At 69.7% G+C, this 24,880-nt stretch carries 20 protein-coding genes; 17 read left to right on the top strand and 3 right to left on the bottom strand.

Annotation, left to right across the window (positions count from 1 at the left end):
• Positions 1 to 9 precede the first annotated feature (9 nt).
• Together mutM and lysA are read left to right on the top strand one after the other, a co-directional pair.
• The gene (gene mutM, locus G406_RS0101965; RefSeq protein WP_028932487.1) at positions 10 to 885 is read left to right on the top strand and encodes a bifunctional DNA-formamidopyrimidine glycosylase/DNA-(apurinic or apyrimidinic site) lyase; all 876 of its coding nucleotides are present in this window, start codon (positions 10 to 12) and stop codon (positions 883 to 885) included.
• A gap of 129 nt (positions 886 to 1,014) precedes the next feature.
• A complete protein-coding gene (gene lysA, locus G406_RS0101960) occupies positions 1,015 to 2,364 on the top strand; it encodes a diaminopimelate decarboxylase (RefSeq protein ID WP_028932486.1) in 1,350 nt (449 codons plus the stop codon).
• 127 nt (positions 2,365 to 2,491) lie between these two features.
• Here the strand turns inward: lysA and G406_RS53540 are convergent, their stop codons facing one another.
• Positions 2,492 to 3,352 carry an alpha/beta fold hydrolase gene (locus tag G406_RS53540; protein ID WP_028932485.1) on the bottom strand — a complete coding sequence of 287 codons (861 nt, stop codon included), beginning with the start codon at positions 3,350 to 3,352 and terminating at the stop codon, positions 2,492 to 2,494.
• A gap of 152 nt (positions 3,353 to 3,504) precedes the next feature.
• Here G406_RS53540 and G406_RS0101950 point away from each other — a divergent pair, with 152 nt between their 5' ends.
• From G406_RS0101950 to G406_RS44110, 6 genes are all read left to right on the top strand, one after another.
• Positions 3,505 to 4,692, top strand: coding sequence for a lipid-transfer protein (locus G406_RS0101950; protein ID WP_028932484.1), 1,188 nt, complete (start codon positions 3,505 to 3,507; stop codon positions 4,690 to 4,692).
• An 11-nt stretch (positions 4,693 to 4,703) separates the two neighbouring features.
• Complete coding sequence (locus G406_RS0101945; protein WP_028932483.1) at positions 4,704 to 5,138, top strand: type II toxin-antitoxin system Rv0910 family toxin; 435 nt, start codon at positions 4,704 to 4,706, stop codon at positions 5,136 to 5,138.
• Complete coding sequence (locus G406_RS0101940; RefSeq protein WP_028932482.1) at positions 5,135 to 5,995, top strand: MaoC/PaaZ C-terminal domain-containing protein; 861 nt, start codon at positions 5,135 to 5,137, stop codon at positions 5,993 to 5,995. Before G406_RS0101945 ends, G406_RS0101940 begins: the two co-directional genes overlap by 4 nt.
• Before the next feature lie 72 nt (positions 5,996 to 6,067).
• The gene (locus G406_RS0101935; RefSeq protein ID WP_028932481.1) at positions 6,068 to 6,946 is read left to right on the top strand and encodes an SDR family oxidoreductase; all 879 of its coding nucleotides are present in this window, start codon (positions 6,068 to 6,070) and stop codon (positions 6,944 to 6,946) included.
• 4 nt (positions 6,947 to 6,950) lie between these two features.
• Positions 6,951 to 8,186 (top strand): acyl-CoA dehydrogenase family protein, encoded by a 1,236-nt coding sequence (locus G406_RS0101930; RefSeq protein ID WP_028932480.1) that lies wholly within the window; start codon positions 6,951 to 6,953, stop codon positions 8,184 to 8,186.
• 7 nt (positions 8,187 to 8,193) lie between these two features.
• Positions 8,194 to 10,095: an AMP-dependent synthetase/ligase gene (locus tag G406_RS44110; protein ID WP_051341321.1), complete on the top strand. Its 1,902-nt coding sequence runs from the start codon at positions 8,194 to 8,196 to the stop codon at positions 10,093 to 10,095.
• A 37-nt stretch (positions 10,096 to 10,132) separates the two neighbouring features.
• On the opposite strand, the gene G406_RS0101920 is transcribed toward G406_RS44110, so the two are convergent.
• A complete protein-coding gene (locus G406_RS0101920; protein ID WP_245606977.1) occupies positions 10,133 to 10,768 on the bottom strand; it encodes a TetR/AcrR family transcriptional regulator in 636 nt (211 codons plus the stop codon).
• A gap of 276 nt (positions 10,769 to 11,044) precedes the next feature.
• On the opposite strand from G406_RS0101920, the gene G406_RS0101915 reads away from it, so the two are divergent.
• The 7 genes from G406_RS0101915 (at position 11,045) to G406_RS0101880 (ending at position 19,435) form a co-directional block, all read left to right on the top strand.
• Entirely contained in the window at positions 11,045 to 11,503 is a 459-nt protein-coding gene (locus G406_RS0101915) for a hypothetical protein (RefSeq protein WP_037074646.1), read from the top strand.
• 118 nt (positions 11,504 to 11,621) lie between these two features.
• The gene (gene kdpF, locus G406_RS59605) at positions 11,622 to 11,795 is read left to right on the top strand and encodes a K(+)-transporting ATPase subunit F (protein WP_084215703.1); all 174 of its coding nucleotides are present in this window, start codon (positions 11,622 to 11,624) and stop codon (positions 11,793 to 11,795) included.
• A complete protein-coding gene (gene kdpA / locus G406_RS0101900; RefSeq protein ID WP_028932477.1) occupies positions 11,795 to 13,468 on the top strand; it encodes a potassium-transporting ATPase subunit KdpA in 1,674 nt (557 codons plus the stop codon). The genes kdpF and kdpA overlap by 1 nt, the downstream gene beginning before the upstream one ends.
• A complete protein-coding gene (gene kdpB, locus G406_RS0101895; protein ID WP_028932476.1) occupies positions 13,465 to 15,588 on the top strand; it encodes a potassium-transporting ATPase subunit KdpB in 2,124 nt (707 codons plus the stop codon). The genes kdpA and kdpB overlap by 4 nt, the downstream gene beginning before the upstream one ends.
• A 7-nt stretch (positions 15,589 to 15,595) precedes the next feature.
• Positions 15,596 to 16,216 (top strand): K(+)-transporting ATPase subunit C, encoded by a 621-nt coding sequence (gene kdpC / locus G406_RS0101890; RefSeq protein ID WP_037074643.1) that lies wholly within the window; start codon positions 15,596 to 15,598, stop codon positions 16,214 to 16,216.
• 10 nt (positions 16,217 to 16,226) lie between these two features.
• On the top strand, positions 16,227 to 18,758 hold the full coding sequence (locus tag G406_RS0101885; RefSeq protein WP_028932474.1) for a sensor histidine kinase: 2,532 nt from the start codon (positions 16,227 to 16,229) through the stop codon (positions 18,756 to 18,758).
• On the top strand, positions 18,755 to 19,435 hold the full coding sequence (locus G406_RS0101880) for a response regulator (RefSeq protein ID WP_028932473.1): 681 nt from the start codon (positions 18,755 to 18,757) through the stop codon (positions 19,433 to 19,435). The genes G406_RS0101885 and G406_RS0101880 overlap by 4 nt, the downstream gene beginning before the upstream one ends.
• A 723-nt stretch (positions 19,436 to 20,158) precedes the next feature.
• On the opposite strand, the gene G406_RS59270 is transcribed toward G406_RS0101880, so the two are convergent.
• Positions 20,159 to 20,839, bottom strand: coding sequence for a CAP domain-containing protein (locus G406_RS59270; protein ID WP_051341319.1), 681 nt, complete (start codon positions 20,837 to 20,839; stop codon positions 20,159 to 20,161).
• 28 nt (positions 20,840 to 20,867) lie between these two features.
• On the opposite strand from G406_RS59270, the gene G406_RS0101870 reads away from it, so the two are divergent.
• Together G406_RS0101870 and smc are read left to right on the top strand one after the other, a co-directional pair.
• Complete coding sequence (locus G406_RS0101870; RefSeq protein ID WP_037074641.1) at positions 20,868 to 21,152, top strand: acylphosphatase; 285 nt, start codon at positions 20,868 to 20,870, stop codon at positions 21,150 to 21,152.
• A gap of 81 nt (positions 21,153 to 21,233) precedes the next feature.
• On the top strand, positions 21,234 to 24,836 hold the full coding sequence (gene smc, locus G406_RS0101865) for a chromosome segregation protein SMC (RefSeq protein ID WP_028932471.1): 3,603 nt from the start codon (positions 21,234 to 21,236) through the stop codon (positions 24,834 to 24,836).
• Positions 24,837 to 24,880 lie beyond the last annotated feature (44 nt).

The following is a 24,880-nucleotide window of genomic DNA, read 5'->3' as shown; positions in this document are numbered from 1 at the left end:
GAAGTCCTCGTGCCTGAACTTCCCGAGGTCGAGGTCGTCCGTCGAGGCCTCGCCGAACACGTGATCGGCCGTAAGGTCGCCGCCGTCGAGGTGCTGCATCCGCGAGCCGTCCGCCGGCATGTCGCGGGTGCGGCCGACGTCATCGGCCGGCTCACCGGGCGCACGCTGAGCGCGGCACGCAGGCGCGGCAAGTACCTGTGGCTGGAGCTGGATTCCCACGACGGCCCCGCTGACGCCATGCTCGCCCACCTCGGGATGAGCGGTCAGATGCTCGTCACCGATGCCACGACACCGCCGCAGAAGCACCTGCGGGTGCTACTCAGCTTCACCGACGGCGGGCCGCAGCTGCGGTTCGTCGACCAGCGCACGTTCGGCGGCGTGAGCATCGAGCACCTGGTCGGTGAGGACGAACCGCTCCCCGAGTCGATCGCGCACATCGCCAGGGACCCGATGGACCCCGCGTTCGACGTCGACGCCGTCGTGGCCGCGATGCGTCGGAAGCGGACCGAGCTCAAGCGCGCGTTGCTCGACCAGTCCCTCGTCTCCGGCATCGGCAACATCTACGCCGACGAAGCGCTCTGGCGGGCCCGGCTGCACGGCAACCGCCCGACCGCGACGCTGACCCGCAAGGCCGTTCGCGCTGTCCTCGCGTCCGCCACCGAGGTGATGGGTGAGGCACTCGACCAGGGCGGGACGTCGTTCGACGCGCTGTACGTCAACGTGAACGGCAACTCCGGCTACTTCGACCGCTCGCTCAACGTGTACGGCCAGGAGGACCGGCCGTGCCGCCGCTGCGGTACCGCGATCCGCCGGATCTCGTTCATGAACCGCAGCTCGTACTTCTGCCCCCGCTGCCAACCCCGCCCCCGCGCCACCACCTCGTGAGTGTTGAGTGTGGCCATGGCCACACTCAACACTCACGACGTCAACGGGGCGACAAGAAAGCCGCCTCGGGGCGTCAGGAGCGCGCTGTGGGTGCGGACCCGGAGGTCATCCGGGACGTAGCAAGTACACATGACACTTGCTGAGCTCATCCCTTCGCTGCGTACCTCGTTGCACGCTCGGCTCGAACCAGGCATCTGGCCGTCCAGCGCGCGCGCCGACTGCTCGGGTGAGGTGCGCATCGGCGGCGTCGCGCTGAGCCACCTGGCCGCGACGCACGGCACCCCGACCTACGTCCTGGACACCGACGAGGTGCGACAACGGTGCCGTGCCTACCTCGCGGCGCTGCCCGACGTCGAGGTCGCCTATGCGAGCAAGGCGTTCCTGTCGGTCGCCATGGCACGGCTGATCGCGGAGGAAGGACTGTCGCTCGACGTCTGCTCGTCGGGCGAGCTCGCGGTGGCCCGCGCGGCGGGATACCCGGCCGAACGCATCATGCTGCACGGCAACGCCAAGACACCGGAGGACGTCAAGGCGGCCCTGAGCATGGGTGTGGGGCGCATCGTCGTGGACTCGACGACGGAGATCGCGCAGCTGTGCGCGCTCGCCACCCGCCGCCAGGACGTGCTGATCCGCGTCACACCGGACGTGGACGCCGGGACGCACCACGCGGTGGCCACGGGTGTCGCCGACCAGAAGTTCGGCTTCGGGCTCGCGGACGGCGCGACCGAGGACGCCGTCGCCAAGGTCCTCGGCCAGCCGATGCTGAGGCTCGTCGGACTGCACTGTCACATCGGGTCCCAGATCACCCGCATCGACGCGTACGAGCGTGCGGCCGAGCGCATGGTGGGTCTGCTGGCGCGCATCACCGAACGGCACGGCGTGGCATTGCCGCAGCTCAACCTCGGTGGGGGCCACGGCATCCGCTACGTCGAGTCGGACCAGCGGATGGACCTGCAGCGCTTCGCCGAGCGAATCCCGAGTGTGGTGCGCGACGCGTGCGAGCGCCACGGCATCGCGGTGCCGCACCTGACGGTCGAACCGGGGCGCGCGATCGTCGGGCCCGCCGCGGTGGCGCTGTACCGGGTGGTGTCGGTGAAACACCGGCCGGGCGGGCGGACGTTCGTCGCGGTCGACGGCGGCATGAGCGACAACCCCCGACCCGCGTTGTACGGGTCGCGCTACACGGTGCGCATGGTCGGCCGCCCGTCACGGGCGCTGGACGAGCCGATGACCGTCGTCGGTCGGCACTGCGAGTCCGGAGACGTGCTGGCGACCGACGTGCCGCTGCCCGCCGACGTCCACGTCGGCGACCTGCTGGCGACCCCGGTGTCCGGCGCCTACCAGCACTCGATGGCGTCGGGCTACAACATGATCGGCCGCCCACCGGTGGTCGCGGTGACGAACGGCGCCGCCCACCTGCTGATCCGCAGGGAAACCGAGGAGGACCTCCTCCGTCGAGACATAGGCCGCCAGGTCTAGCCCGCACAGCGGGCCGCGCCCGACAGCCAGCTCTGGACGACTTCGCAGAGCTTCATGTTGCGTCGCAGATACTGCAGTGTCTGCGACGCAGCGCGACGCTCTGCGAGGTGAGACGGGCAAGCTTCCGTCATCGGAGCCGTGGGGTGAAGTCGGTGAGCAGGGCGGTCAGGCGGGCGGGGGTTTCCAACTGGGGCATGTGGCCCACGCCGGTGAGCAGCTCCACACGGACGTCGGGACGTGCGTCGGTCAGGATCCGGGCGCCGCTGGACGGGGTGAGCGGGTCGCGTTCACCCCACACCAGAAGGACCGGGCAGCTGATCCGATCCGGATGAATGGGGGAGTCCATCGCTTCCGAGCTCAGGCCGTAGAGCAGGGCCAGCAGGTTCCGCCGGGCGCGGCGCGGCGCGACGTGTGCCGCGTAGTCGAACGCGAAACGCGGGTCGACCGCGCCACGGTCGGCGAACGCCCCGCTGATGAAGGCCCTCGCGGTCCTGGCCACCAACCACGCCGGTGCCACGGCGCTCGCGGCTGCCAGCGCCCGACGCCTCCCGGGGCCGGTCAACCGCTGCGCGTTCGCCAGCATCCACGGCGAATAGCTGAAGCCGGCCGGACAGACCCCGACCACTCCGGCCAGCACCCCCGGGGTTTCGGCGGCGAGTAGGCCGACCATCCCTCCCAGCGAGTTACCGGCCACGATCGTGCCCGGATGGTCACGCCTGCGGACCACATCCAGTGCGAAGTCCGTGAGCTGGGTGAGCATCGGACGGTCGCCGTGCAGCGGGTCGGCCGTGCCGTGGCTGGGCATGTCGACGGCGATCGCCGCCCGGCCCCGCACCGCGAGCGCACGCAGTACCGGGCGCCAGGTGTCCGCCGAGTCGGAGAAGCCGTGCAGCAGGACCAGGGGAGGGCTGTCGCCCGCGACGCTCAGCACGCGGGTCCGGAAGCCGGCGAACGTGTCCCGGCTCTCCTCGATGAGATGCTCCCGCATGCCCTGGCTCATCCCGCTATTCGTGCACAGTTGCCGGTATGTAGTCAAGCCTTTCTTGCTGTACTCCTCCTGCTCTGTCTCGCTACTTGCCAGTGCTCGGCGAGCTGTGTTTACATACAGGCAAAGCTGCATGTAAATGAGGAGGGCGCCTGATGGTCGCACCGGTGTACGTCATCGGCGTCGGGATGACGAAGTTCGAGAAACCCGGCCGTCGTGAAGGCTGGGACTACCCGGCGATGGCCAAGGAATCCGGGACGAACGCGCTCACCGACGCCGGTATCGGGTTCGAGCAGATCCAGAGCGCGTACGTCGGGTACGTCTACGGTGAGTCGACGTCGGGGCAGCGTGCGGTCTACGAGCTGGGCATGACCGGCATACCGGTGGTCAACGTCAACAACAACTGCTCGACCGGCTCGACCGCGCTGTACCTGGCCGCCGAAGCGATCCGGGGCGGCCGCGCCGACTGCGTACTGGCGCTCGGTTTCGAGAAGATGCAGCCGGGCTCGCTCAGCGCCACCTATGAGGACCGCGAGCAGCCGATGATGAAGCACATCCAGGCGCTCGCCGAGATCTCCGAGGTGCTCTTCCCGCCCGCGCCGTGGATGTTCGGTGCCGCCGGGCGCGAGCACATGAAGGAGCACGGCACCACGGCCGAGCACTTCGCCAAGATCGGCCACAAGAACCACCGGCATTCGGTCAACAACCCGTATGCGCAGTTCCAGGACGCGTACACGCTCCAAGAGATTCAGCAGTCGCGCATGGTCTACGACCCGCTGACCAAGCTGCAGTGCTCGCCGACCTCGGACGGTTCCGGCGCGGTGGTGCTGGCCAGTGCGGCGTTCGTCGACCGGCACGATCTCGCCGGGCGGGCCGTGGAGATCGTCGGGCAGTCGATGACGACCGACTTCGCCTCGACCTTCGACGGCACCGCTAAGAACCTCGTCGGCTACGACATGAGCCGTCAGGCCGCGCTCCAGGCCTACGAGCAGTCGGGCCTCGGGCCGGAGGATTTCCAGGTCATCGAGCTGCACGACTGCTTCTCCGCCAACGAGCTGCTCACCTACGAAGCGCTCGGCCTGTGCGCCGAAGGTGAGGCGGGCAGGTTGGTGGACGACGACGACACCACCTACGGCGGCAGGTGGGTGGTCAATCCCTCCGGCGGGCTGATCTCGAAGGGACATCCACTGGGCGCCACCGGCCTCGCCCAGTGCGCCGAACTGACCTGGCAGCTGCGTGGCACCGCGGCCAAACGCCAGGTCCCGGACGTGACCGCCGCGCTGCAGCACAACATCGGCCTCGGCGGCGCCGCCGTGGTCACCGCCTACCAACTCCCGAGATAGGACACCCTCGCATGGGCAAGATCGCCTCGTCGGTCGACATCGCCGCCACGCCGGAGAAGGTGTGGGACGAGTTCTCCAACCCGAACAACTTCGAGAAGTGGCTCACCATCCACACCAAGTGGAAGGGTGACGTGCCCGAGCGGTTCAGCAAGGGTGCACAGGCCGCCGAGGTGGTCACGATGCTGGGCATGCCCAACACGATCACCTGGACCGTCGACGAGTTCGACGCCCCGAACAGGCTGCTCATCTCCGGCACCGGCATGGCCGGGGTGAAGGTGAGCTTCGGACTGTCGGTCGCGTCCGACGGCAACGGGGGGTCGACCGCGACCATCGACGCCACGTTCGAGGGTCAGATGATCGTCGGAGCGCTCGGCAAGGCCGTCGAGAAGGACGGCAAGAAGAACCTGGACACGTCCCTGGAGAAGTTCGCCGAGCTCCTCGGATGAGCGAGGAGCCGAGGTTCGACAAGAGCGGGCTGGACGTCTGGACCGAGGAGACGAGCTTCGAGGTCACCCGCGAACGGATGGTCGCCTACGCCGAGGCCACCAACGATCCCATCCCCGCGCATCGCGCGGGGGACGCCGCCAACCCGGTGTTCGCGATCGTCCCGGTGTTCCAGGCGCTGATGGAGCCCGCGCTCGAGGTGGTGCCGTTACATCTGTTCGGCCGGATGCTGCACGGTGAGCAGGACTTCCGGTTCCACCGACCGATCCGGCCCGGTGACGTACTGCTGTCCAGAGCGGCCATGACCGGCTGGCGCGGTCAGCCGAACGGGACCGCGGCCTGTGTCCATCTGGAGTGCCGCGACCAGGACGGAGTGCTGGTCAACGAGCAGCACGTGACCCTGTTCGTCCGGGGCTTCGACAACGGCGACGCGGTCGGCACGCTGGCGCCGGACCACCGGTTCGACGAGTCGCTGCGTGAGCAGGCGCCGGTCGCCGCGATCACCCAGCACGTCGACGACGACCAGACCTACCGCTACGGGCCCGCCGCCGGTGACCCGATGCCGATCCATCTCGACGACGAGGTGGCCCGCGACTCCGGACTGCCGGGAATCATCGCGCACGGTCTGTGCATGCAGGCGTTCACCGCGTGGGGTGTGCTCACCGAGGTCGGCGGGTCTGACGTGTCGCGGCTGCGCAGGCTCGCGGTGCGGTTCGCCAAGCCGGTGCTGCCCGGTCAGGACATCACCACGACGATCTGGCGCGGGAGCTCCACCGGTGGCATCACCACCTACTGCTTCGAGACGAAGGTCGGCGACACCGTAGTGATCAAGGACGGCCTGGCCGAGATCGCCGACTGACACCCGTGAGTGCCGCGGCCGGTCATAGGCGGCCGCGGCACTCACGGGTTCTCCGGGAAGGAACTGTTGAACATGGGGACACTGGACGGACGCGTCGCGGTCATCACCGGGGCCGGCCGAGGCATCGGGCGGGAACACGCGTTGCTGTTCGCCGCCGAGGGCGCCGAGGTCGTCGTCAACGACCTCGGCGGAGGCAACGACGGCGAGGGCGCCGACGCCGGACCAGCCGAACAGGTCGCGGCGGAGATCCGTGCCGTGGGCGGGACGGCGGTCGCCAACACGGACGACGTGTCGACCTGGGCGGGCGCGAAAGCGCTGGTCGAGCAGGCGGTCGGGGAGTTCGGCCGGCTCGACGTGGTGGTGAACAACGCGGGCATCCTGCGTGATGCGTTCCTCGCCGGGATCGAGGAAGCGCAGTGGGACTCGGTCATCACGGTGCATCTCAAGGGACACGCGGCGGTGCTGCACCACGCGGCCGCCCACTGGAAGGCCCGGTCCAAGGCCGGTGAACAACCGAGCGCCTCGGTGATCAACACCTGCTCCGCGTCCGGGGTGACGCTGCCGAACGCCGGCCAGGCCAACTACGGCGCCGCGAAAGCAGGGATCGCCGCGCTGACCCTGGTCGCCGCGGAGGAGCTGGAACGGTACGGCGTGCGGGTCAACGCGATCGCGCCGATCGCGCGCACCCGGCTCACGCTGGCCACACCCGGCATGGGCGCGATCTTCGCCCAGGAGGTCGAGGACGGTGAGTTCGACATGTTCTCGCCGGCCAACATCGCCCCGCTGGTCGCGTATCTGGCAGGGGAGAAGTGCCCGCACACCGGGCAGGTGTTCGCCGTACAGGGCGGTTCCATCCAGAAGCTGCAAGGGTGGACCGTCGCGGACAGCACCGAGTCCGAACAACCGTGGACGATCGACGACGTCGACGCCCGCCTGGCCGAATGGGTGTGACGCCATGATCGAGTGGTCCGATACCGACCTGATGATCCGCCAGGCGATCCGGGACTTCGTGGACAAGGAGATCCGCCCGCACCTCGACCAGCTCGAGAGCGGTGAGCTTCCGCCCTACGACATCATCCGCAAGCTGTTCGCCGCGTTCGGCATCGACACGATGGCCGCACAGGCCACGGAGAAGATGCTGGCGAAACAACGGGCCAAGGAAGCAGGTGAACTCCGAGCGGAGAAACAGGGCTCGTCGAGCAACGGCCAGGAGTCGATGATGGCGCTGCTGGCCAGCGAGCTCGCCGGGGTCAGCCTCGGGATCATCGCCTCGATCGGCGTCAGCCTCGGGCTCACCGCCGCGACGATCAGGTCGAAGGGAACGCTTGCGCAGAAGGAACGGTGGCTGCCCAAGCTGGCCACCTTCGAGCACGTGGGCGCGTGGGCGATCACCGAGCCGGACTCCGGTTCCGACGCGTTCGGCGGGATGAAGTCCTACGTGCGCCGCGACGGTGACGACTACCTGCTCAACGGACAGAAGACCTTCATCACGAACGGTCCCGACGCCGACGTGATCGTCGTGTTCGCCAAGCTCGACGACGGCGGCGCCGGTGAGAAACGCGACCGCAAGGTGCTGACGTTCGTGCTGGACAAGGGCATGCCTGGCCTCACCCAGGGCAAGGCGTTCAAGAAGATGGGCATGATGTCCTCGCCGACGGGTGAGCTGTTCTTCGACAACGTCCGGCTCGGCCGCGACCGGCTGCTCGGCGAGACGGAACCGAGCGTCGAGGTCGGGGACAGCAAGGACGAGGTGCGGTCCGGGTTCACCGTGGAACGCATCGGCGTCGCGTCCCTGGCTCTGGGCATCATCAACGAGTGTCACCGGCTGTGCGTGGACTACGCGAAGACGCGGAAGCTGTGGGGCCAGGAGATCGGCCGCTTCCAGCTGATCCAGCTGAAGCTGGCGAAGATGGAGATCGCCCGGATCAACGTGCAGAACATGGTGTTCGCGGGCATCGAGAAACAGCGTGCTGGCAAGACGATCTCACTGGCCGAGGCGTCCGCGATGAAGCTGTACTCCTCGGAGGCGGCGACCGAGGTGGCGATGGAGGCGGTGCAGCTGTTCGGCGGCAACGGCTACATGGCCGAGTACCGGGTCGAGCAGCTGGCCAGGGACGCGAAGTCGCTGATGATCTACGCTGGCAGCAACGAGATTCAGGTCACCCACATAGCGAAGGGCCTCCTGGCGTGACGACGCGATGACCGGCGCGGGAACGCTGCTGGACCTGATCGACCGCAACGCGGCGGAGCATCCGGACCTGATCGCCACGATCGACGGGGACGAGTCGCTGAGCTGGTCGGGCTACCGGCGGCGGGCCCGTGCCATCGCGCTCGCCCTGCTCGATCTCGGGGTCGAGCCGGGTGAGGTCGTCGGCCTGCACATGGTGAACCGGGCCGAACACGTGCACTCCGACGTCGGTGCGCTGTACGCCGGTGCCGTACCTGCCAGCCTCCACACCACCCTGGCGGCCGAGCATCTTGCATACCTGGCGAAGGACCTTGCGGCGGTCGTCGCGATCGTCGACGCCGACCAGCTACCGCTGTGGCTCAGCATCCGGGGCGTTCTGCCCGACCTGCGCCACCTGATCGTGCTCGACGAGGACGATCCGCCCTCGGGCGTGCTGCGGTTCGATCGGCTCGTCGACACCGCGGCGCTCGAGGAACGCGGCGTCGAGGTGGACACGGCCACGGCGTCCGTCCTCCCGGACAACCCGATCACGATCGTCTACACCTCCGGGACCACCGGTCAGCCGAAGGGCACCATCATCACGCACGCGGGAGTGCGGTTCGTGATGGACGGGGTCGTTGCGCGCGCCGAGGAGGCCGGTCGTCCGCTGCCGGGGCCTGGCTGCTCGGGGCTGTCCTACGTTCCGCTCGCGCACGTGGCCGAGCGCATGTTCAGCCACTATCTCGCCTGCCGGCAGGCGGCGACCGTCACCTACGTGAGAGACCTCGGACAACTGCGGGAGATGCTTCCGGCGGTCCGGCCGCATTTCTTCCTGGGAGTGCCCCGGGTCTGGGAGAGGATCCACAGCACGATCAGGCAGCGCGCGCAGAGTGATCCGAGCCCGGTCACGCGCGCGCTGGGCCGCATCGCTCTCCAGGTGGCGGACACGAGTGGACGCGCGACGCTGGCACGGCGAGCACCGGACCTGCGCACCCGGCTGGGGCATCCGGTGCTGGACCGCCTGGTGTTCGGACGAATCCGGGCCGCTCTGGGAATGGACCGGCTCGTCATGGCGGCGAGCGGGTCGGCGCCACTGTCCACCGAGGTACTGGCGTTCTTCACGGGCATCGGGATCACCATCGCCGAGACGTACGGCATGACCGAGACGAGTGCGGTGCTCACGTCGAGCCCGCTCGGCGTGCCGCGTCCGGGTACCGTGGGCACCCCGTTGCCCGGCATGGAGCTGCGGATCGGCGACGACGGTGAGATCCTCGCCAGAGGGCCGAACATCACGCCGGGCTACCTGAACCGGCCGGAGGCGACCGCCGAGGCGATCGACCCCGATGGCTGGCTGCACACCGGTGACCTCGGTGAGCTCGACTCCGACGGGTACCTGAGGATCACCGGGCGCAAGAAAGAGATGATCATCAGTTCGGAGGGCAGGAACATCTCGCCGGTGAACGTCGAGCTGGCCCTGTCCGGTGCCTCCGACCTGCTCGGCCCGGTGTACGTGTCCGGCGACAACCGCCCCTACCTGGTCGCGCTGCTGACTCTCGACCCGTTCGGTTGGCAGGACTGGTGCGCGAACCGGGGCATCCCGGCGGCCACACCCGATGAAGCCGTGGCACACCCGGAGGTCCAGGCCGAGGCCGCGCGGGCGGTCGAGGCAGGCAACCGCCGGCTGGTCGGGGCGGAGCAGGTCCGTGGCTGGATCGTGCTGGACCACCTGTGGGGCAGCACGACGGGCGAGCTCACCCCCACGGTGAAACTGAAGCGCCGGGTCATCGCCGAGCGCTATCACTCCGAGGTCCACCGCCTGTACGACGATCCCGCGAGTCGGGGTTCTCAGCACGCCGAGTCGGGGATTTCAGCACGCGACGAGGTGCCGGAGCGCCCGACTCAGTGGGCTGTAGCGCCCGACTCGCGGTGCTGAGGGGCGCGACTCGCGGGTGGGGTGGACAGGAGCGGGCTCAGGCGAGGGCGTGTTCGAACAGGACGCGCAGGTCGGCCTTGGCCCGGCGCCAGCGGGCCTCAGGTTCCCGGGACGACTGCGGCGAGGCGATCCTCGTGAGCAGGATGCCCCGGACCGCGTCCATCGCCGTGTAGATCGCATGGCGGACCGCGGGGCGGCCGGCCTCAGCGCCGAACAGGGCCTTGGCCAGCTCGACGATCATCGCGGTCGTCGCCTGCTCCAACATGGCGACCTGGCGCTGCAGGTCCGGATCGGTGCGGGCGGCGACCCACAGCTCGACCACCGCGATGAAGATCGGTCCCTGATGTGCCGACCAGAGCAGGTCCAGACCGGCGTCGATCGGATCGTCCGTCTCCTGCGCCTTCTGGAGCTTGGTGAACAGGTCGGGCGTGCGGGATGCCGCGATGTGCCCGACAGCCGCCGCCACCATGTCGGCCTTCGACGCGAAGTGATGCGCCAGCGCGCCTCGGGTCACCCCGGCGAGCTCGACGACCCGTACCGTGGTCGTTCCGACGTAGCCGAAGTCCTGCAGGCACTGCACGGTCGCGTCCAGGATGCGGCGGCGCATCTCGGTGCTGCGCTGCTCCTGCGTACGCCTGGGTGCTCGGCGACCTGCCTCCGTCGCGGGTGACATGACATCAAGTTTACTGCACAAACCGGCCGTTCGATTTAGCAAACGACCCCGTTGACCTGGCGTGTTGTATTCAACGATTCATCAATACGGGCCGATCTGCCGGTAAGTGGCCCTTCGGGGCGGAATGAGTGCGCTCACAGCTCGCGTTAAGAAAGCATCAAGGATTCGGGTGGATCGTCAGTAGCGCGCGAAATCGGACGCCGCCCGTTCGCCATGCGAGGACCCTGGACGTCTTCGCGCGAGCTGAGGTGACATGTGATGTTGGTGAGCCCACCGATGACCGCCCCGATGATCACCACCGACCGAATCCGAACCGGCCCCGGCGAGTTGACGTGGCGACTCCCACGCACCACCGGGTTGAGCGGAAGCGGGCTGGGATTCGGCTGGGGCATCGTCGCGACCTGCCTCGGCGCCCTCACCGGTCCGGACATCGGTCTGGTGCTGCTGGCGGTCGTGGCCGTGTCGGTGGGTGCCATGACGACGGTGCCCGGCGCGGTGATCGGCGCGGCCCAGTGCTGGGCGCTCTACACCGGTTTCCTGGACAACCGGTTCGGCGTCCTCAGCATGGACGACAACAGCGAGTTCGCGCTGCACCTGTTACTGAGCGTCGGTTTCGCCGCGAGCGTCGTGGCGCTCCTGGTGCGCGCGCTGGCCACCGGGCCCGAGCCGGCCGAGGGCCACGTTCGCCGGGATGGCGGTAACTCGACCGTGTGGTTGGGCTCACCAGGGCGCTAAGGACGCGTCAAAGCGCCAGGACCGGCCGTCAAGGCCGCGCAATCACGCCACTCGCGCTGCCCCATTGGAGCGCACGCTTCCGAACGTCCGGAGAGTTTCCCGGCTGACGTGACGGAGAGTGAGTGATGGCCGACCTGGCCTACGTGCTGCTGCTGATCGGCGGCTTCGCAGTGCTTGCACTGGTGCTGCGAGGGCTGGAGCGATTGTGATCGCGAACATCGCCGGCGGCGTCGTCGCCCTGCTGCTGCTCGTCTATTTGTGTGTCGCGCTGATTCGACCGGAGCGCTTCTGATGTCATCCTTTGCAGCCGGCCTGATCCAGGTCGGCGTCCTCGTGCTGCTCCTGGCAGCCGCATACGTGCCGCTCGGCAACTACATGGCACGAGTGTTCAGCTCGGACCGCCACTGGCGGGTGGAGCGCTGGATCTACCGGCTGTGCCGGGTCGACCCGAGCACCGAGCAGCGCTGGACCGTGTACGGCGCGGGCGTTCTGGGCCTGTCGTTCGCCTCGTTCGTGCTGCTCTACCTGTTGCAACGGCTGCAACCGCTGCTGCCACTCGGCTTCGGCCGAGGGGTCGACGGCGACACGGTTCCGCCCTCGATGGCGTTCAACACCGCCGTCTCGTTCGTGACCAACACGAACTGGCAGTCCTACGTGCCGGAGACGACGCTCGGGCACACCGTGCAGATGGCCGGTCTGACCGTGCAGAACTTCATCTCGGCCGCGGTCGGCATGGCGGTGGCCGCCGCGCTGATCCGCGGTTTCGTCCGGGCCCGCACCGACCGGCTCGGCAACGTGTGGGTCGACGTGACCCGCTCGACGGTCCGGGTGCTGCTACCCATCGCGTTCGTCGCGGCCATCGTGCTGGTGGCGCTCGGCGCGTCGATGAGCCTGCGCTCCGGTGTCGACGTCGTCGGCATCGACGGCGCGCACCACACGATCGCGCTGGCGCCGGCCGCGTCCCAGGAGACGATCAAGGAGCTCGGCACCAACGGCGGTGGCATCTTCAACGCCAACTCCGCGCACCCGTTCGAGAACCCCAACGGCGGCTCGAACCTGCTGGAGATCTTCCTGATCCTGCTCATCCCGGTGTGCCTGACCCGCACGTTCGGCGTCATGGTGCGCAACACCCGCCAGGGCACCGTGCTGCTCTCGGTCATGGGCGTGCTGTGGGGCGGTCTGCTGGCGGTCATGTGGTGGGCCGAGTCCCACCCGAACGGACCGGCCGCGCTGCTCGCCGGCAGCACCATGGAGGGCAAGGAGGTCCAGTTCGGGATCCCGTCGACCGCATTGTTCGCGGTGACCACGACCGGCACCTCGACCGGTGCCGTCGACGGCGCGCACGACAGCCTCACCGGGCTCGGCGGCGGCGTCACGCTGCTGAACATGCTGTTCGGTGAGGTCGCGCCCGGCGGTGTCGGCACCGGGCTCTACGGAATCCTGGTGCTGGCGATCATCGCGGTGTTCCTCGCCGGCCTGATGGTCGGACGCACCCCCGAGTACCTGGGCAAGAAGCTCGGCCGCCGCGAGGTGACCGCCGCCGCGATCTCGATCCTGGTGATGCCGACGCTGGTCCTGCTGCTGACCGGGCTCGCCATCGCGCTGCCCTCCACCGGCTCGGCCATGGGCAACGACGGCGCACACGGGTTCTCCGAGGTGCTCTACGCCTACGCGTCCGGCTCGAACAACAACGGCAGCGCGTTCGGCGGCCTGACCGTGACCAGCGACTTCTTCCAATCCACGATCGGTATGGCGATGTTGTTCGGCCGGTTCGTGCCGATCCTCGCGGTGCTGGCACTGGCCGGATCACTCGCGCAGCAACGCCGCGTCGAACCCAGCGCGGGCACGTTGCCCACCGACGGCGCCCTGTTCGCCGTTCTCGTGACCGGCACCGTGGTCGTCGTCGCCGCTCTCACCTTCTTCCCGGCCCTCGGGCTCGGTCCCATTGCGGAGGCACTCGCATGACTGTGACCCATCAGAACGCGGCTACCCAGGAACACGAGCCGCGAACGCCCGACGAGGCGCAGCGGCTGCACGCGGAACGCACCGGCCGGGGTGTCGCCGCCGGCGCGTTCAGTCCCCGCCAGCTCGTCACCGCGCTGCCCCAGGCACTGCGCAAGCTCGACCCACGCACCCAGCTGCGCAACCCGGTCATGTTCGTGGTCTGGGTCGGTTCGGTCGTGGTCACCGTCCAGGCGATCGCCGCGCCGACCATGTTCGCCATCTGGATCGCGGTGTGGTTGTGGCTGACCGTCGTGTTCGCCAACCTCGCCGAAGCGGTCGCGGAAGGCCGCGGAAAGGCGCAGGCGGAGTCGTTGCGCCGGACCAAGACCGACACCGTGGCCCGTCGGCTGACCGCGCACGGCGACGTCGAGGAGGTTCCCGGCACCGAGCTGCGGATCGGCGACCGCGTCGTCGTCGAGACCGGTGAGGTGATCCCGGGTGACGGCGACATCGTCGAGGGCATCGCCACGGTCGACGAGTCCGCGATCACCGGCGAGTCCGCTCCGGTCGTGCGCGAGTCGGGCGGTGACCGTTCCGCGGTGACCGGCGGGACGACCGTACTGTCCGACCGGATCATCGTGGAGATCACCACGAAGCCGGGGGAGTCGTTCGTCGACCGGATGATCGCGCTGGTCGAGGGCGCGCAACGGCAGAAGACGCCCAACGAGATCGCGCTGACGATCCTGCTCGCCGCGCTGACCATCATCTTCCTGCTGACCGTCGTGGCGCTGCAGCCGATGGCGGCCTACGCGGGCGCCCCACAGTCGCTGATCGTGCTGGCCGCGCTGCTGGTCTGCCTGATCCCGACGACGATCGGCGCGCTGCTGTCCGCGATCGGCATCGCCGGGATGGACCGGCTGGTGCAGCGCAACGTGCTGGCCAAGTCCGGTCGCGCGGTCGAGGCCGCCGGTGACGTGGACACGCTGCTCCTGGACAAGACCGGCACGATCACCTACGGCAACCGCCGGGCGACCGCGCTGGTCCCGGTGTCCGGTGTGGACATCGCCGCGCTGGCCGAGGCATCCCGGCTGTCCAGCCTCGCCGACCAGACACCGGAAGGGCGCAGCATCGTCGAGCTGTGTGCCACCGAGCACGGGCTCGCGGCTGAGGCCAGTGCACAGGAGGCGGTGGCCGAGTTCGTCCCGTTCACCGCGCAGACCCGCATGTCCGGTGCCGACGTCCACGGCAGGCAGGTGCGCAAGGGTGCGACCGCGTCGGTCATCGCCTGGGTGCGTGAGCACCGGGGCGAGGTGTCCGGTGAGGTCGAGGCGATCGTCGACGAGATCAGCGAGCAGGGTGGCACTCCGCTCGTGGTCGCCGAGATCGGCGACCGGGGTGCCCGGGTGCTCGGCGTGATCCGGCTGTCCGACGTGGTGAAACCGCTGATGGCGGAGCGGTTCGCCGAGCTGCGCGCGATGGGCATCCGCACCGTCATGATCACCGGCGACAACCCGAAGACGGCCAAGGCGATCGCCCGAGACGCGGGTGTCGACGACTACGTCGCCGAGGCCACGCCCGAGGACAAGATGGAGCTGATGCGCCGAGAGCAGGAGGGCGGACGGCTCGTCGCGATGACCGGCGACGGCACCAACGACGCGCCCGCGCTGGCCCAGGCCGACGTCGGCGTGGCGATGAACACCGGCACGTCGGCCGCGAAGGAGGCCGGCAACATGGTCGACCTCGACTCGGACCCGACGAAGCTGATCGAGATCGTCGAGATCGGCAAGCAGATGCTGATCACCCGGGGCGGCCTGACCACGTTCTCGGTGGCCAACGACGTGGCGAAGTACTTCGCCATCATCCCGGCGATGTTCGTGGTCGCCTACCCGCAGCTGAACAAGCTCAACATCATGCAGTTGCACAGCCCGCAGTCGGCGATCCTGTCCGCGGTGATCTTCAACGCGCTGATCATCGTGGCGCTGATCCCGCTGGCGCTGCGCGGCGTCCGGTTCCGCCCGTCCAGCGCCGCGGCGTTGCTGCGACGGAACCTGCTGGTCTACGGCCTCGGCGGGATCGTCACGCCGTTCGTCGGAATCTTCGTCATCGATCTACTCGTCCGGCTGCTGCCGGGGATGGGCTGAGCACGCCATGACCACAGTGACCATGCTGTACCGGCAGAGCATCGCCGGGTTACGCGCGATCGTGGTGTTCACCGTGCTGCTCGGCGTGGTGTACCCGCTGGTCGTCTGGGGTGTCGCACACCTGCCAGGGCTCGCGGGCAAGGCCGAGGGCTCGATCATCACCCAGCACGGTGCCGCGGTGGGGTCGTCGAGGATCGGGATCGACCCGGTCCCGGCGAACCCGGCCGCCGACCCGTACTTCCACACCCGCCCGTCCGCGACCGCGAAGGACGTACTGGGCCCCGGTGACCCGTCCACCTCGGCGCCGTCGAACAAGAGCGCGTTCAACAAGGATCTGGTGGCCGCGGTGGCCCAGCGCCGCGACCTGATCGCGGCGCGCGAAGGTGTCGCACCTGCTCAGGTGCCGTCGGACGCGGTGACCGCCTCGGGCTCCGGGCTGGACCCGGACATCAGCCCGGACTACGCGCAGCTGCAGGCCACCCGGGTCGCCCGGGTGACCGGGCTGCCGGTGGACAAGGTCAAGGACCTGATCGAGCAGAACACCGACGGGCGCACCCTGGGCATCTTCGGAGACCCCGGGGTGAACGTCACCGAGCTGAACCTCGCCATCGCCAAGGCACGAGGGTAAGAACAGCTACGTGAGCGGTAACAAGGCCCGGCGCGGAGAGCTGCGCATCTATCTCGGCTCCGCGCCGGGCGTCGGCAAGACGTTCGCGATGCTCGGTGAAGGTCGCCGGCGCCGTGAACGCGGCGCCGACGTCGTCGTCGGCATCGTGGAGACCCACGGCCGGCCCAAGACCGAGGCCTTGCTCGACGGTCTGGAGGTCATGCCCCGGCGGCACACCAGCCACCGGGGCACCCAGCTGACCGAGCTCGACGTCGAGGCCGTGCTGGCCAGGGCGCCCGAGCTGGTGCTGGTCGACGAGCTGGCCCACAGCAACGCGCCCGGCTCACGCAACGCGAAGCGCCACCAGGACATCGACGAGCTGCTCGCCGCCGGTATCGACGTGTTGTCCACGGTCAACGTGCAGCACCTGGAGTCGCTCAACGACGTCGTCGAGACGATCACCGGGGTGAGGCAGCGGGAGACCGTCCCGGACGAGTGGGTGCGCGGCGCGGAACAGATCGAACTGGTCGACATCACGCCCGAGGCGCTGCGCCGACGCATGGCGCACGGCAACATCTACCCGCCGGAACGGGTGGACGCGGCGCTGTCCAACTACTTCAAGCCGGTCAACCTGGTGGCGTTGCGTGAGCTGGCACTGTTGTGGGTGGCCGACGAGGTGGACGTCGCGCTGCAACGTCATCGCGCCGAGCAGCGCATCACCGAGGTCTGGGAGGCCAGGGAGCGGGTCGTCGTCGCGGTGACCGGCGGCCCGGAGAGCGAGACGGTGCTGCGTCGTGCGGCCCGGATCGCCAAACGCGCCGGTGGCGCCGCCGGGGGAGCGGACCTGCTGTGTGTGCACGTCCTGCGCAGCGACGGCCTCGCCGGTGCGCCGCCGCAGGCGCTGGTCGCGCTGCGCAGGCTCGCCGACGACGTCGGCGCGTCCTTCCACACAGTGGTCGGCGGGGAGGACGTGCCGGCGGCCCTGCTGGACTTCGCCAGGGGCGCCAACGCCACCCAGCTCGTGCTCGGGACGTCCAGCCGCTCGCGGTGGGCGCGCCTGTTCAACCCGGGCATCGGGGCCAGCGTGGTCCAGGAGTCCGGCGCGATCGACGTCCACATGGTCACCCACCCGAACGCGGGTGCCGGGCCCGGTCTGCGCAGGATCAGCAGTGCGCTGCCGAGCAGCAGACGCACCGTCGGGTGGGCGCTGTCGGTCCTCGCGCCGGTGGCGGCGACCTGCGTCGGGGTGTTCGCCTCGCGGTTCGCCGGGCTGTCCACCGACGTCGTACTGTTCTTCCTGGCGACCGTCGTCGTCGCGCTGGTCGGTGGTCTCGGCCCGGCGCTGGTCGCGGCGATCCTCGGCGGCCTGCTGCTCAACTACTGGCTGACGCCGCCGATCCACACGTTCACGATCGCGGAGCGGGAGAACGCCATCACGCTGGTGGCGATGGTCGTCGTCGCGGTGGCGGTGGCCCTGGTGGTGGACCGGGCCGCCCGTCGAGCCGAGCAGGCGGCGCGGGCCCGCACCGAGGCCGCGCTGCTCGCTTCGTTCGCCCGAACGGTCTTGACCAGGGTCGATCCGCTTCCCCGGCTGCTGGAGAAGGTCAGCGAGGCGTTCGGGCTGCGTTCGGTCGCGGTGCTCGAACGCAGCCCGGAGTCGCGCGACTGGCAGTACGTGGCGTGCATCGGTTCCCCGGACTGTCTGCGTCCCGAGGACGCCGAGGTGGACGTCGAGGTCGACGACGACGTCCACCTGATCGGCCAGGGGCGCACACTCGCGGCAGGGGACCGGCGGGTACTGGAAGTCGTCGGCGGCCAGGCCCTGCTGGCGCTGCGCAGCCAGCGCATGGCGGCCGAGACCGCCGATGCGCGCCGCAGGGTCGAGGGTGCCGAGCTGCGGTCGGCTCTGCTGTCCGCCGTCGGCCACGACCTGCGCACACCGCTGACCTCGATCAAAGCGGCGGCCGGCAGCCTGCGCGACGCCGAGCTGGCGCTGACCGACTCAGACCGGACCGAGCTGCTGGCCACGGTCGAGGAGTCCGCCGACCGGCTCACCGCCCTGGTGGACAACCTCCTGGACTCCTCCCGTCTGGCCGCCGGCGCGGTCGTACCGAGGACCGGCAGGGTCGGCTACGACGAGGTCGTGGCGCTCGCGCTGGCCGGTGTCGAGGGTTCCGCGCGCGTGACGGTCGAGATCGACGAGTCCCTGCCGTGGGTCCTGGCCGATGAGGGGCTCCTGGAACGGGTGGTGGCGAATGTCGTCGACAACGCGCTGCGGCACGGTCGAGGCGCCCGGGTCGCGGTCCGGGCGAGCGCGCACGCCGACCGGGTGGAGCTGCGGATCGTCGACTCCGGGCCCGGAGTGCCCAAGGGAGCGGCCCTGTTCACCCCGTTCCAACGCCTGGGCGACCGGGACACGACCAGCGGCGTCGGGCTCGGGCTCAGTGTGGCGCGCGGCTTCACCGAGGCGATGGGTGGCACGCTGACCGCCGAGGACACTCCAGGGGGCGGGCTCACCGTGGTCGTCTCCCTGCCTGCTGCCGAAGCGGAGGTGCTGGCGTGACCAAGGTGCTGGTGGTCGACGACGACGCCCAGATCCTGCGTGCGTTGCGGATCAACCTCACGGCGCGCGGCTACCAGGTGCTGACCGCCGTGGACGGAGCCGGAGCGCTGCGCGCGGCGGCCGACGGCCAGCCCGACGTCGTGGTCCTCGACCTGGGCCTGCCCGACCTGGACGGCACGGAGGTCATCGCGGGGCTCCGCGGCTGGACCCAGGTGCCGATCGTGGTGCTGTCCGCTCGCACCGACTCGACGGACAAGGTCGACGCGTTGGACGCGGGTGCCGACGACTACGTCACTAAGCCGTTCGGGATGGCGGAGCTTCTCGCCCGGCTTCGTGCTGCTGTGCGTCGGGCGACCGTTGGTCAGGTGGATGGGGATCCTGTTGTCTCCTCGTCGACCTTCACGGTGGATCTTGCTGCCAAACGTGTGATCCGGGGGGATAGCGAGGTGCATCTGACGCCTACCGAGTGGGGGATTCTGGAGCAGCTGGTTCGTAATGAGGGGAAGTTGGTCGGGCAGAAGCAGCTGCTTCGGGAGGTGTGGGGGCCTGCTTACAGCAAGGAGACCAACTACCTGCGGGTGTATCTGGCGCAGTTGCGGCGGAAGCTGGAGCCGGATCCTGCTCGGCCTCGGCACTTGATCACGGAGCCGGGGATGGGGTATCGGTTCGAGAAGTGACCTCGGGGGCATCCCCGCTGGCTTCTCGTTCCTGGCCAGGCAGGTGCATCCCCGCTGGCTTTCAGTGTGCTTGGCGTGGCCGCCCGCTCTCAACCCCCGGCTGGCGCCGGCCTCGCGCGGGTTCCTGGTTGCGCGGGTTCGGGGGCGAGGTTTCAGGGTTGACAGCGGGCGGCCACGCCAAGTGCTTAGCCAGGATCGCGGGGATGGGGCAGGTGTGCGTGCATGCCGTAGGTGGTGGCGGGCCGATGGCGCTTTCTTTGCGCATCGGGCTGCGCCCTCGCGCGTTGCGCGTAGTCCCAGGAGTCTCTGTGATCACTTTTGTCACGCCTCGCAGAGCTACGTGTTGCGTCGCAGATGTTGGAACATGTGCGACGCGACATGAGCCTCTGCGAAGTCGCTCCGGGTGTTACGCGTGTGACTGGTGGGGTGACCTCGGGCGCACCGGGCACGTGCACACAACGAAGCGCGGTGCACCCGGAGACCGTGGGGGGCGCGGCGCAGCCGTGACCAACCCAAGCGCCGCAGGGCTTCCCCTTCCCCCGCGATACTGGCCGGCACTTGGCGTGGCGGGTCGGGGTCAACCCTGAAACCTCGCCCCCGAGCCCGTGCAACCAGGAGCCTGCGCGAGGCCGGCGTCAGCCGGGGGTTGAGGCCGGCCCGCCACGCCAAGCACACTGACGAGCCAGCGGGGATACGAGTGCACCAGACGGAGGGATGAACCCCTCAGTACCCGAAGTTCTGGGTCCAGTAGTGGCCGTCGGCCACATACCCGACCCCGATCGTGGTGAACCGGCAGTTCAGGATGTTCTTGCGGTGTGGCGGCGACCCCATCCAGTCGCGCATGACCGTCTTGGCGTCCTTCTGACCACGAGCGATGTTCTCGCCACCGGTCTTGTCCGCCGAATAACCCGCGGCGATCTCCCGGGTCTCGTAGTTACCCCCGCCAGGCGCGTCATGGCTGAAGTAGCCGGCGCTCGCCATGTCGGCGCTGTGTCGCTGGGCCGCCTTGTTCAACCGCGAGTCCATCCGCAACGGCTTGCAGCCCGCGCGCGCCCGCTGCGCGTTCGTCAACGCCAGCACCGCGCCCACCTGCCCGGACGCCTGGGGCGAGTCGGGCGGCTTCGGACGAGGCGGAGGGGGCGGCGCCGGGATCAGGGGCAACGCGGGAGCCGGCTGCACCTGCGGCGCCGGCTGGGTCTGCGGCGCGGGCTGGAACGCCGTACCGGGCAACGGGCCCGCGGCGGGCGCGGGACTGGCGAGGGCGACCGACTGGGACTGGTCCTGGGCGACGGACGGATCCGGCGCGGCACCCGACGCTCCGATCGTGGCGATCAGGACCGCGACGAGGGCCCCGCAGCCGGTTCCGGCCAGCAGGGGAACTAATCGAGGCCCTGGTTTGGTCACAGCGGGTGAAAGTAGCAGACTGCGGAGCGTGCGCGACGATAGAGCCATTCGGCTGACAGCATGGGTCCACGGTCGTGTCCAGGGGGTTGGTTTTCGCTGGTGGACGCGATCCAGGGCGCTGGAGCTGGATCTTGTCGGTAGTGCCTCGAACCTGCGTGACGGACGCGTCGAGGTGGTAGCGGAGGGTACTCGTGAGGCGTGTGAGTCCCTGCTCGCCGCATTGCGTGGTGGCGAGACCCCGGGACATGTCGACCAGGTGGTCGAACGCTGGAGCGAGGCGACCGGTAAACCGACGTCGTTCATCGAGCGCTGAGCCGCCCAAGTACCCTCAGGCAGTTCGTCTGACAGGACGCGGGGGCCGAGCGGCCAAACAGACATCTCGAGGGGCCGCGACGTGCATCTCAAACGCCTGACGATGAAGGGCTTCAAGTCCTTCGCATCGGCAACTGAAATGCGCCTCGAACCGGGCATCACGTGTGTGGTCGGGCCGAACGGCTCCGGCAAGTCCAACGTGGTCGACGCGATCACCTGGGTGCTCGGTGAGCAGGGCGCGAAGGCGCTGCGCGGCGGCAAGATGGAAGACGTCATCTTCGCCGGGACCGCCGGTCGGCCGCCGCTCGGGCGGGCCGAGGTCACGCTGACCATCGACAACACCGACGGCGCGCTGCCGATCGACTACTCCGAGGTCTCGATCACCCGGCGCATGTTCCGGGACGGCGCGGGCGAGTACGAGATCAACGGGAACACCTGCCGGCTGCTCGACATCCAGGAGCTGCTGTCCGACTCCGGTATCGGCCGCGAGATGCACGTCGTCGTCGGACAGGGGCAGCTCGAAGCGATCCTGTCGGCGAAGCCGGAGGACCGGCGGGCGTTCGTCGAGGAAGCCGCCGGTGTCCTCAAGCACCGCAAGCGCAAAGAGAAGGCGCTGCGCAAGCTCGACGCGATGCAGACCAACCTGACCCGGCTGACCGACCTCACCGGTGAGCTGCGCCGTCAGCTGAAGCCGTTGGGCAAGCAGGCCGAGATCGCCAGACGGGCCCAGACGGTGCAGTCTGAGCTGCGGGACTCGCGGCTGCGTCTCGCCGCCGACGACCTGGTCACGCTGCGCGACGGGCTGGCCAAGGAAGAGGCGGACGAAGCGGTCGCCAGGGCACGGCGTGCCGAGATCGAGGAGCTGCTCGTCGCCGGGCGTGAAGAGCTGGCCAGACGGGAGGCCGAGCTCGCGGCCGCCCAGCCGGCGCTGACCAGCGCGCAGGAGACCTGGTACCGGCTGTCCTCGCTGCAGGAACGGCTGCGCGGGACCGTCCGGCTCGCCGCCGAGCGCGGCAGACACCTGTCCGAGCCGGTCGAGGCGGGCGGCAGCGGTCGGGACCCCGACGAGCTGGAGGCCGAGGCCGAGACGATCGCCGAGCAGGAGGACCAGCTCGTCTCCGAGGTGGTCGAGGCCCGGCGTGCGTTGAACGAGACCGTCGAGAGCGTGGCCGCGTACGAGCGGGCCCTTGCCGACGCCGAGCGCGCGCACCTTGCGGCCGTACGGGCCGTCGCCGACCGGAAAGCGGGCCTCGCAACCCTCGCCGGCCGGGCGGAGGCGCTGCGCAGCAAGTCCGCCGCGACCGCCGAGGAGATCGAGCGGCTGTCCGCCGCCCTGGCCGAGGCGCGCGCCCGCACCGAGTCGGCCGAGGCCGAGCTGTCCGTGCTGCAGGCCGACTACGGCGCCCTGGAGGACGGGCCGGAAGGCCAGGAGGGCCTGGACCACCGGGGGCGCGGCGCCGTCGATGCCCACGAGGATGCCAAGAAGCGGGTCGCGAACCTGGTCGCCGAGGAACGGGCGCTGGAACGCGACCGGGCGCACTGGAAGGGACGCGTCGAAGCGCTGTCGCTCGGGCTGAAGCGCAAGGACGGTGCTGCCGCCGTCCTCGCCGCGAAGGACCGGCTGCCGGGTCTGCGTGGTTCGCTCGCCGGTCTCGTCACGGTCGAGCCCGGCGCCGAAGCCGCGCTGGCCGCCGCTCTCGGCGGTCTCGCCGAAGGCGTGGCGATGGCGTCGTCCGGCGACGCCGTCGAGGCGTTGAACCTGCTCAAGAACGACAGCGCGGGGCGCGTCGGCATCGTCGTCGGTGGTGCCGACACCGGGCCCGAGCAGGGACGTCCGCCGCTGCCGAGCGATGCCCGGTGGGCCGACGAGCTGGTCGACGCGCCGGCGGAGCTGCGGTCCGCGCTGCGGCGTGCCCTCGTCGACGTCGTGGTCGTCCCCGATGTCGAGGCCGCCGAACGTGCGGTGGCCGCGATGATGGCCGAACGACCGTCGGTGCGCGCGGTGACCAGGGACGGCGACCTGTTCGGCGCCGGATGGGCGCTGGGCGGGTCGACCAACAACCAGAGCGCCATCGAGGTCCAGGCCGCGATCGACGAGGCCTCCGAGGCGTCCGAACGCGCGGACGCCCAGCTCGAACGGCTGCGCGCGGTGCTGGACGGCGCGCGCGCCGAGGAGGCGGCCCGGCTCGCGGACGTGGAGGCGGCGCAGGAGGCACAGAGCGCCGCCGACGCCCGCCGGACCGCCGTCGCGCAACGGCTCGGGCGCGCCGACCAGGCGGTCCGTTCGGCGAGCGCGGAGGCCGAGCGGCTGCAACGTCAGCGCGACGACGTCGAGACCAGCCGGATCGAGGCGCTCGGTGCCCTGGAGGACGCCGAGCAGCGGCTCGAAGCGGCCCAGGACGAACCCACCGAGGACGAACCGGACACCGAGATTCGGGAGGAAGCCGCCGAGGCGCTGAGCGAGGCGCGCGGTCACGAGATGGAAGCCCGCCTCGCGCTGCGCACCGCGGAGGAACGGGCCCGTGCGATCGCCGGCCGGGCCGAGTCGCTGCGCCGCCAGGCCAGCTCCGAGCGCGCCGCCAGGGAACGGGTGGCCGCCGCGCGTGCCTCCAGGGAACGGGGAGCGGCGATCGCCGAAGCCGTGCGCGCGGCGGGGGAGACCGCGCTGACCCACATCGAGCTGTCGCTGGAGACCGCGGCCGCCGAACGTGAGTCGGCCAAGGCGGCGCGGGACTCCGGTGAGGTCGCCGTCGGTGAGGTCAAGGCCCAGGTCGGCCGTCTCGCCGCCGAGCTGGAACGGCTCACCGACACCGTGCACCGCGACGAGGTCCTGCGCGCCCAGTCCCGGCTGCGTGTCGAACAGCTGGAGACCAGGATCGCCTCCGACTTCGGCATGGGGCTCGAAGAGCTGGTCAGCGAGTACGGCCCCGACCAGGACGTACCTCCCGGACCGGGGGAGCTGGCCGAGTACGAAGCGGCGAAGGAACGCGGTGAGGACGTCGTCGCGCCGCCGTCGATGCCCTACGAACGCGCCGCCCAGGAACGCCGCGCCCAGCGCGCACAACGCGACCTCAACCAGCTCGGCAAGGTCAACCCGCTCGCGCTGGAGGAGTTCGCGGCGCTGGAGGAACGCTACAAGTTCCTGTCCACCCAGCTGGAAGACCTCAAGGCGACCCGGCGCGACCTGCTCATCGTCGTACGCGAGGTGGACGAGAAGATCCTCGAGGTGTTCGCGGCGGCGTTCACCGACGTGGCGCGTGAGTTCGAGATCGTGTTCGCCACCCTGTTCCCCGGCGGCGAGGGCAAGCTGATCCTGACCGACCCCGACGACCTGCTGACCACCGGTGTCGAGGTCGAAGCCCGTCCGCCGGGCAAGAAGATCAAGCGGCTGTCGCTGCTGTCCGGTGGCGAGAAGTCGCTGACCGCCGTCGCCATGCTGGTGGCGATCTTCCGGGCCCGCCCGTCCCCGTTCTACGTCATGGACGAGATCGAGGCGGCGCTGGACGACACCAACCTGCGCAGGCTGATCGGCCTCCTCGAAGAGCTGCGCCAGACGTCGCAGCTGGTCATCATCACCCACCAGAAGCCGACCATGGAGGTCGCCGACGCCCTCTACGGCGTCAGCATGCGCGGTGACGGCATCACCACGGTCATCTCCCAGCGGCTACGCGAAGCGGCTCGTTAGTGCGTTGACCACGAGCGTTCGCCGCACTAGCTACTTGCGCGCGA

The sequence above is a fragment of the Actinospineispora spinosispora DSM 44797 genome, assembly GCF_000429025.1.
Lineage (GTDB): Bacteria > Actinomycetota > Actinomycetes > Mycobacteriales > Pseudonocardiaceae > Pseudonocardia > Pseudonocardia spinosispora.
Note: the sequence above shows the minus strand (reverse complement) of the source record. Positions and strands in the feature narration are given on the sequence as shown.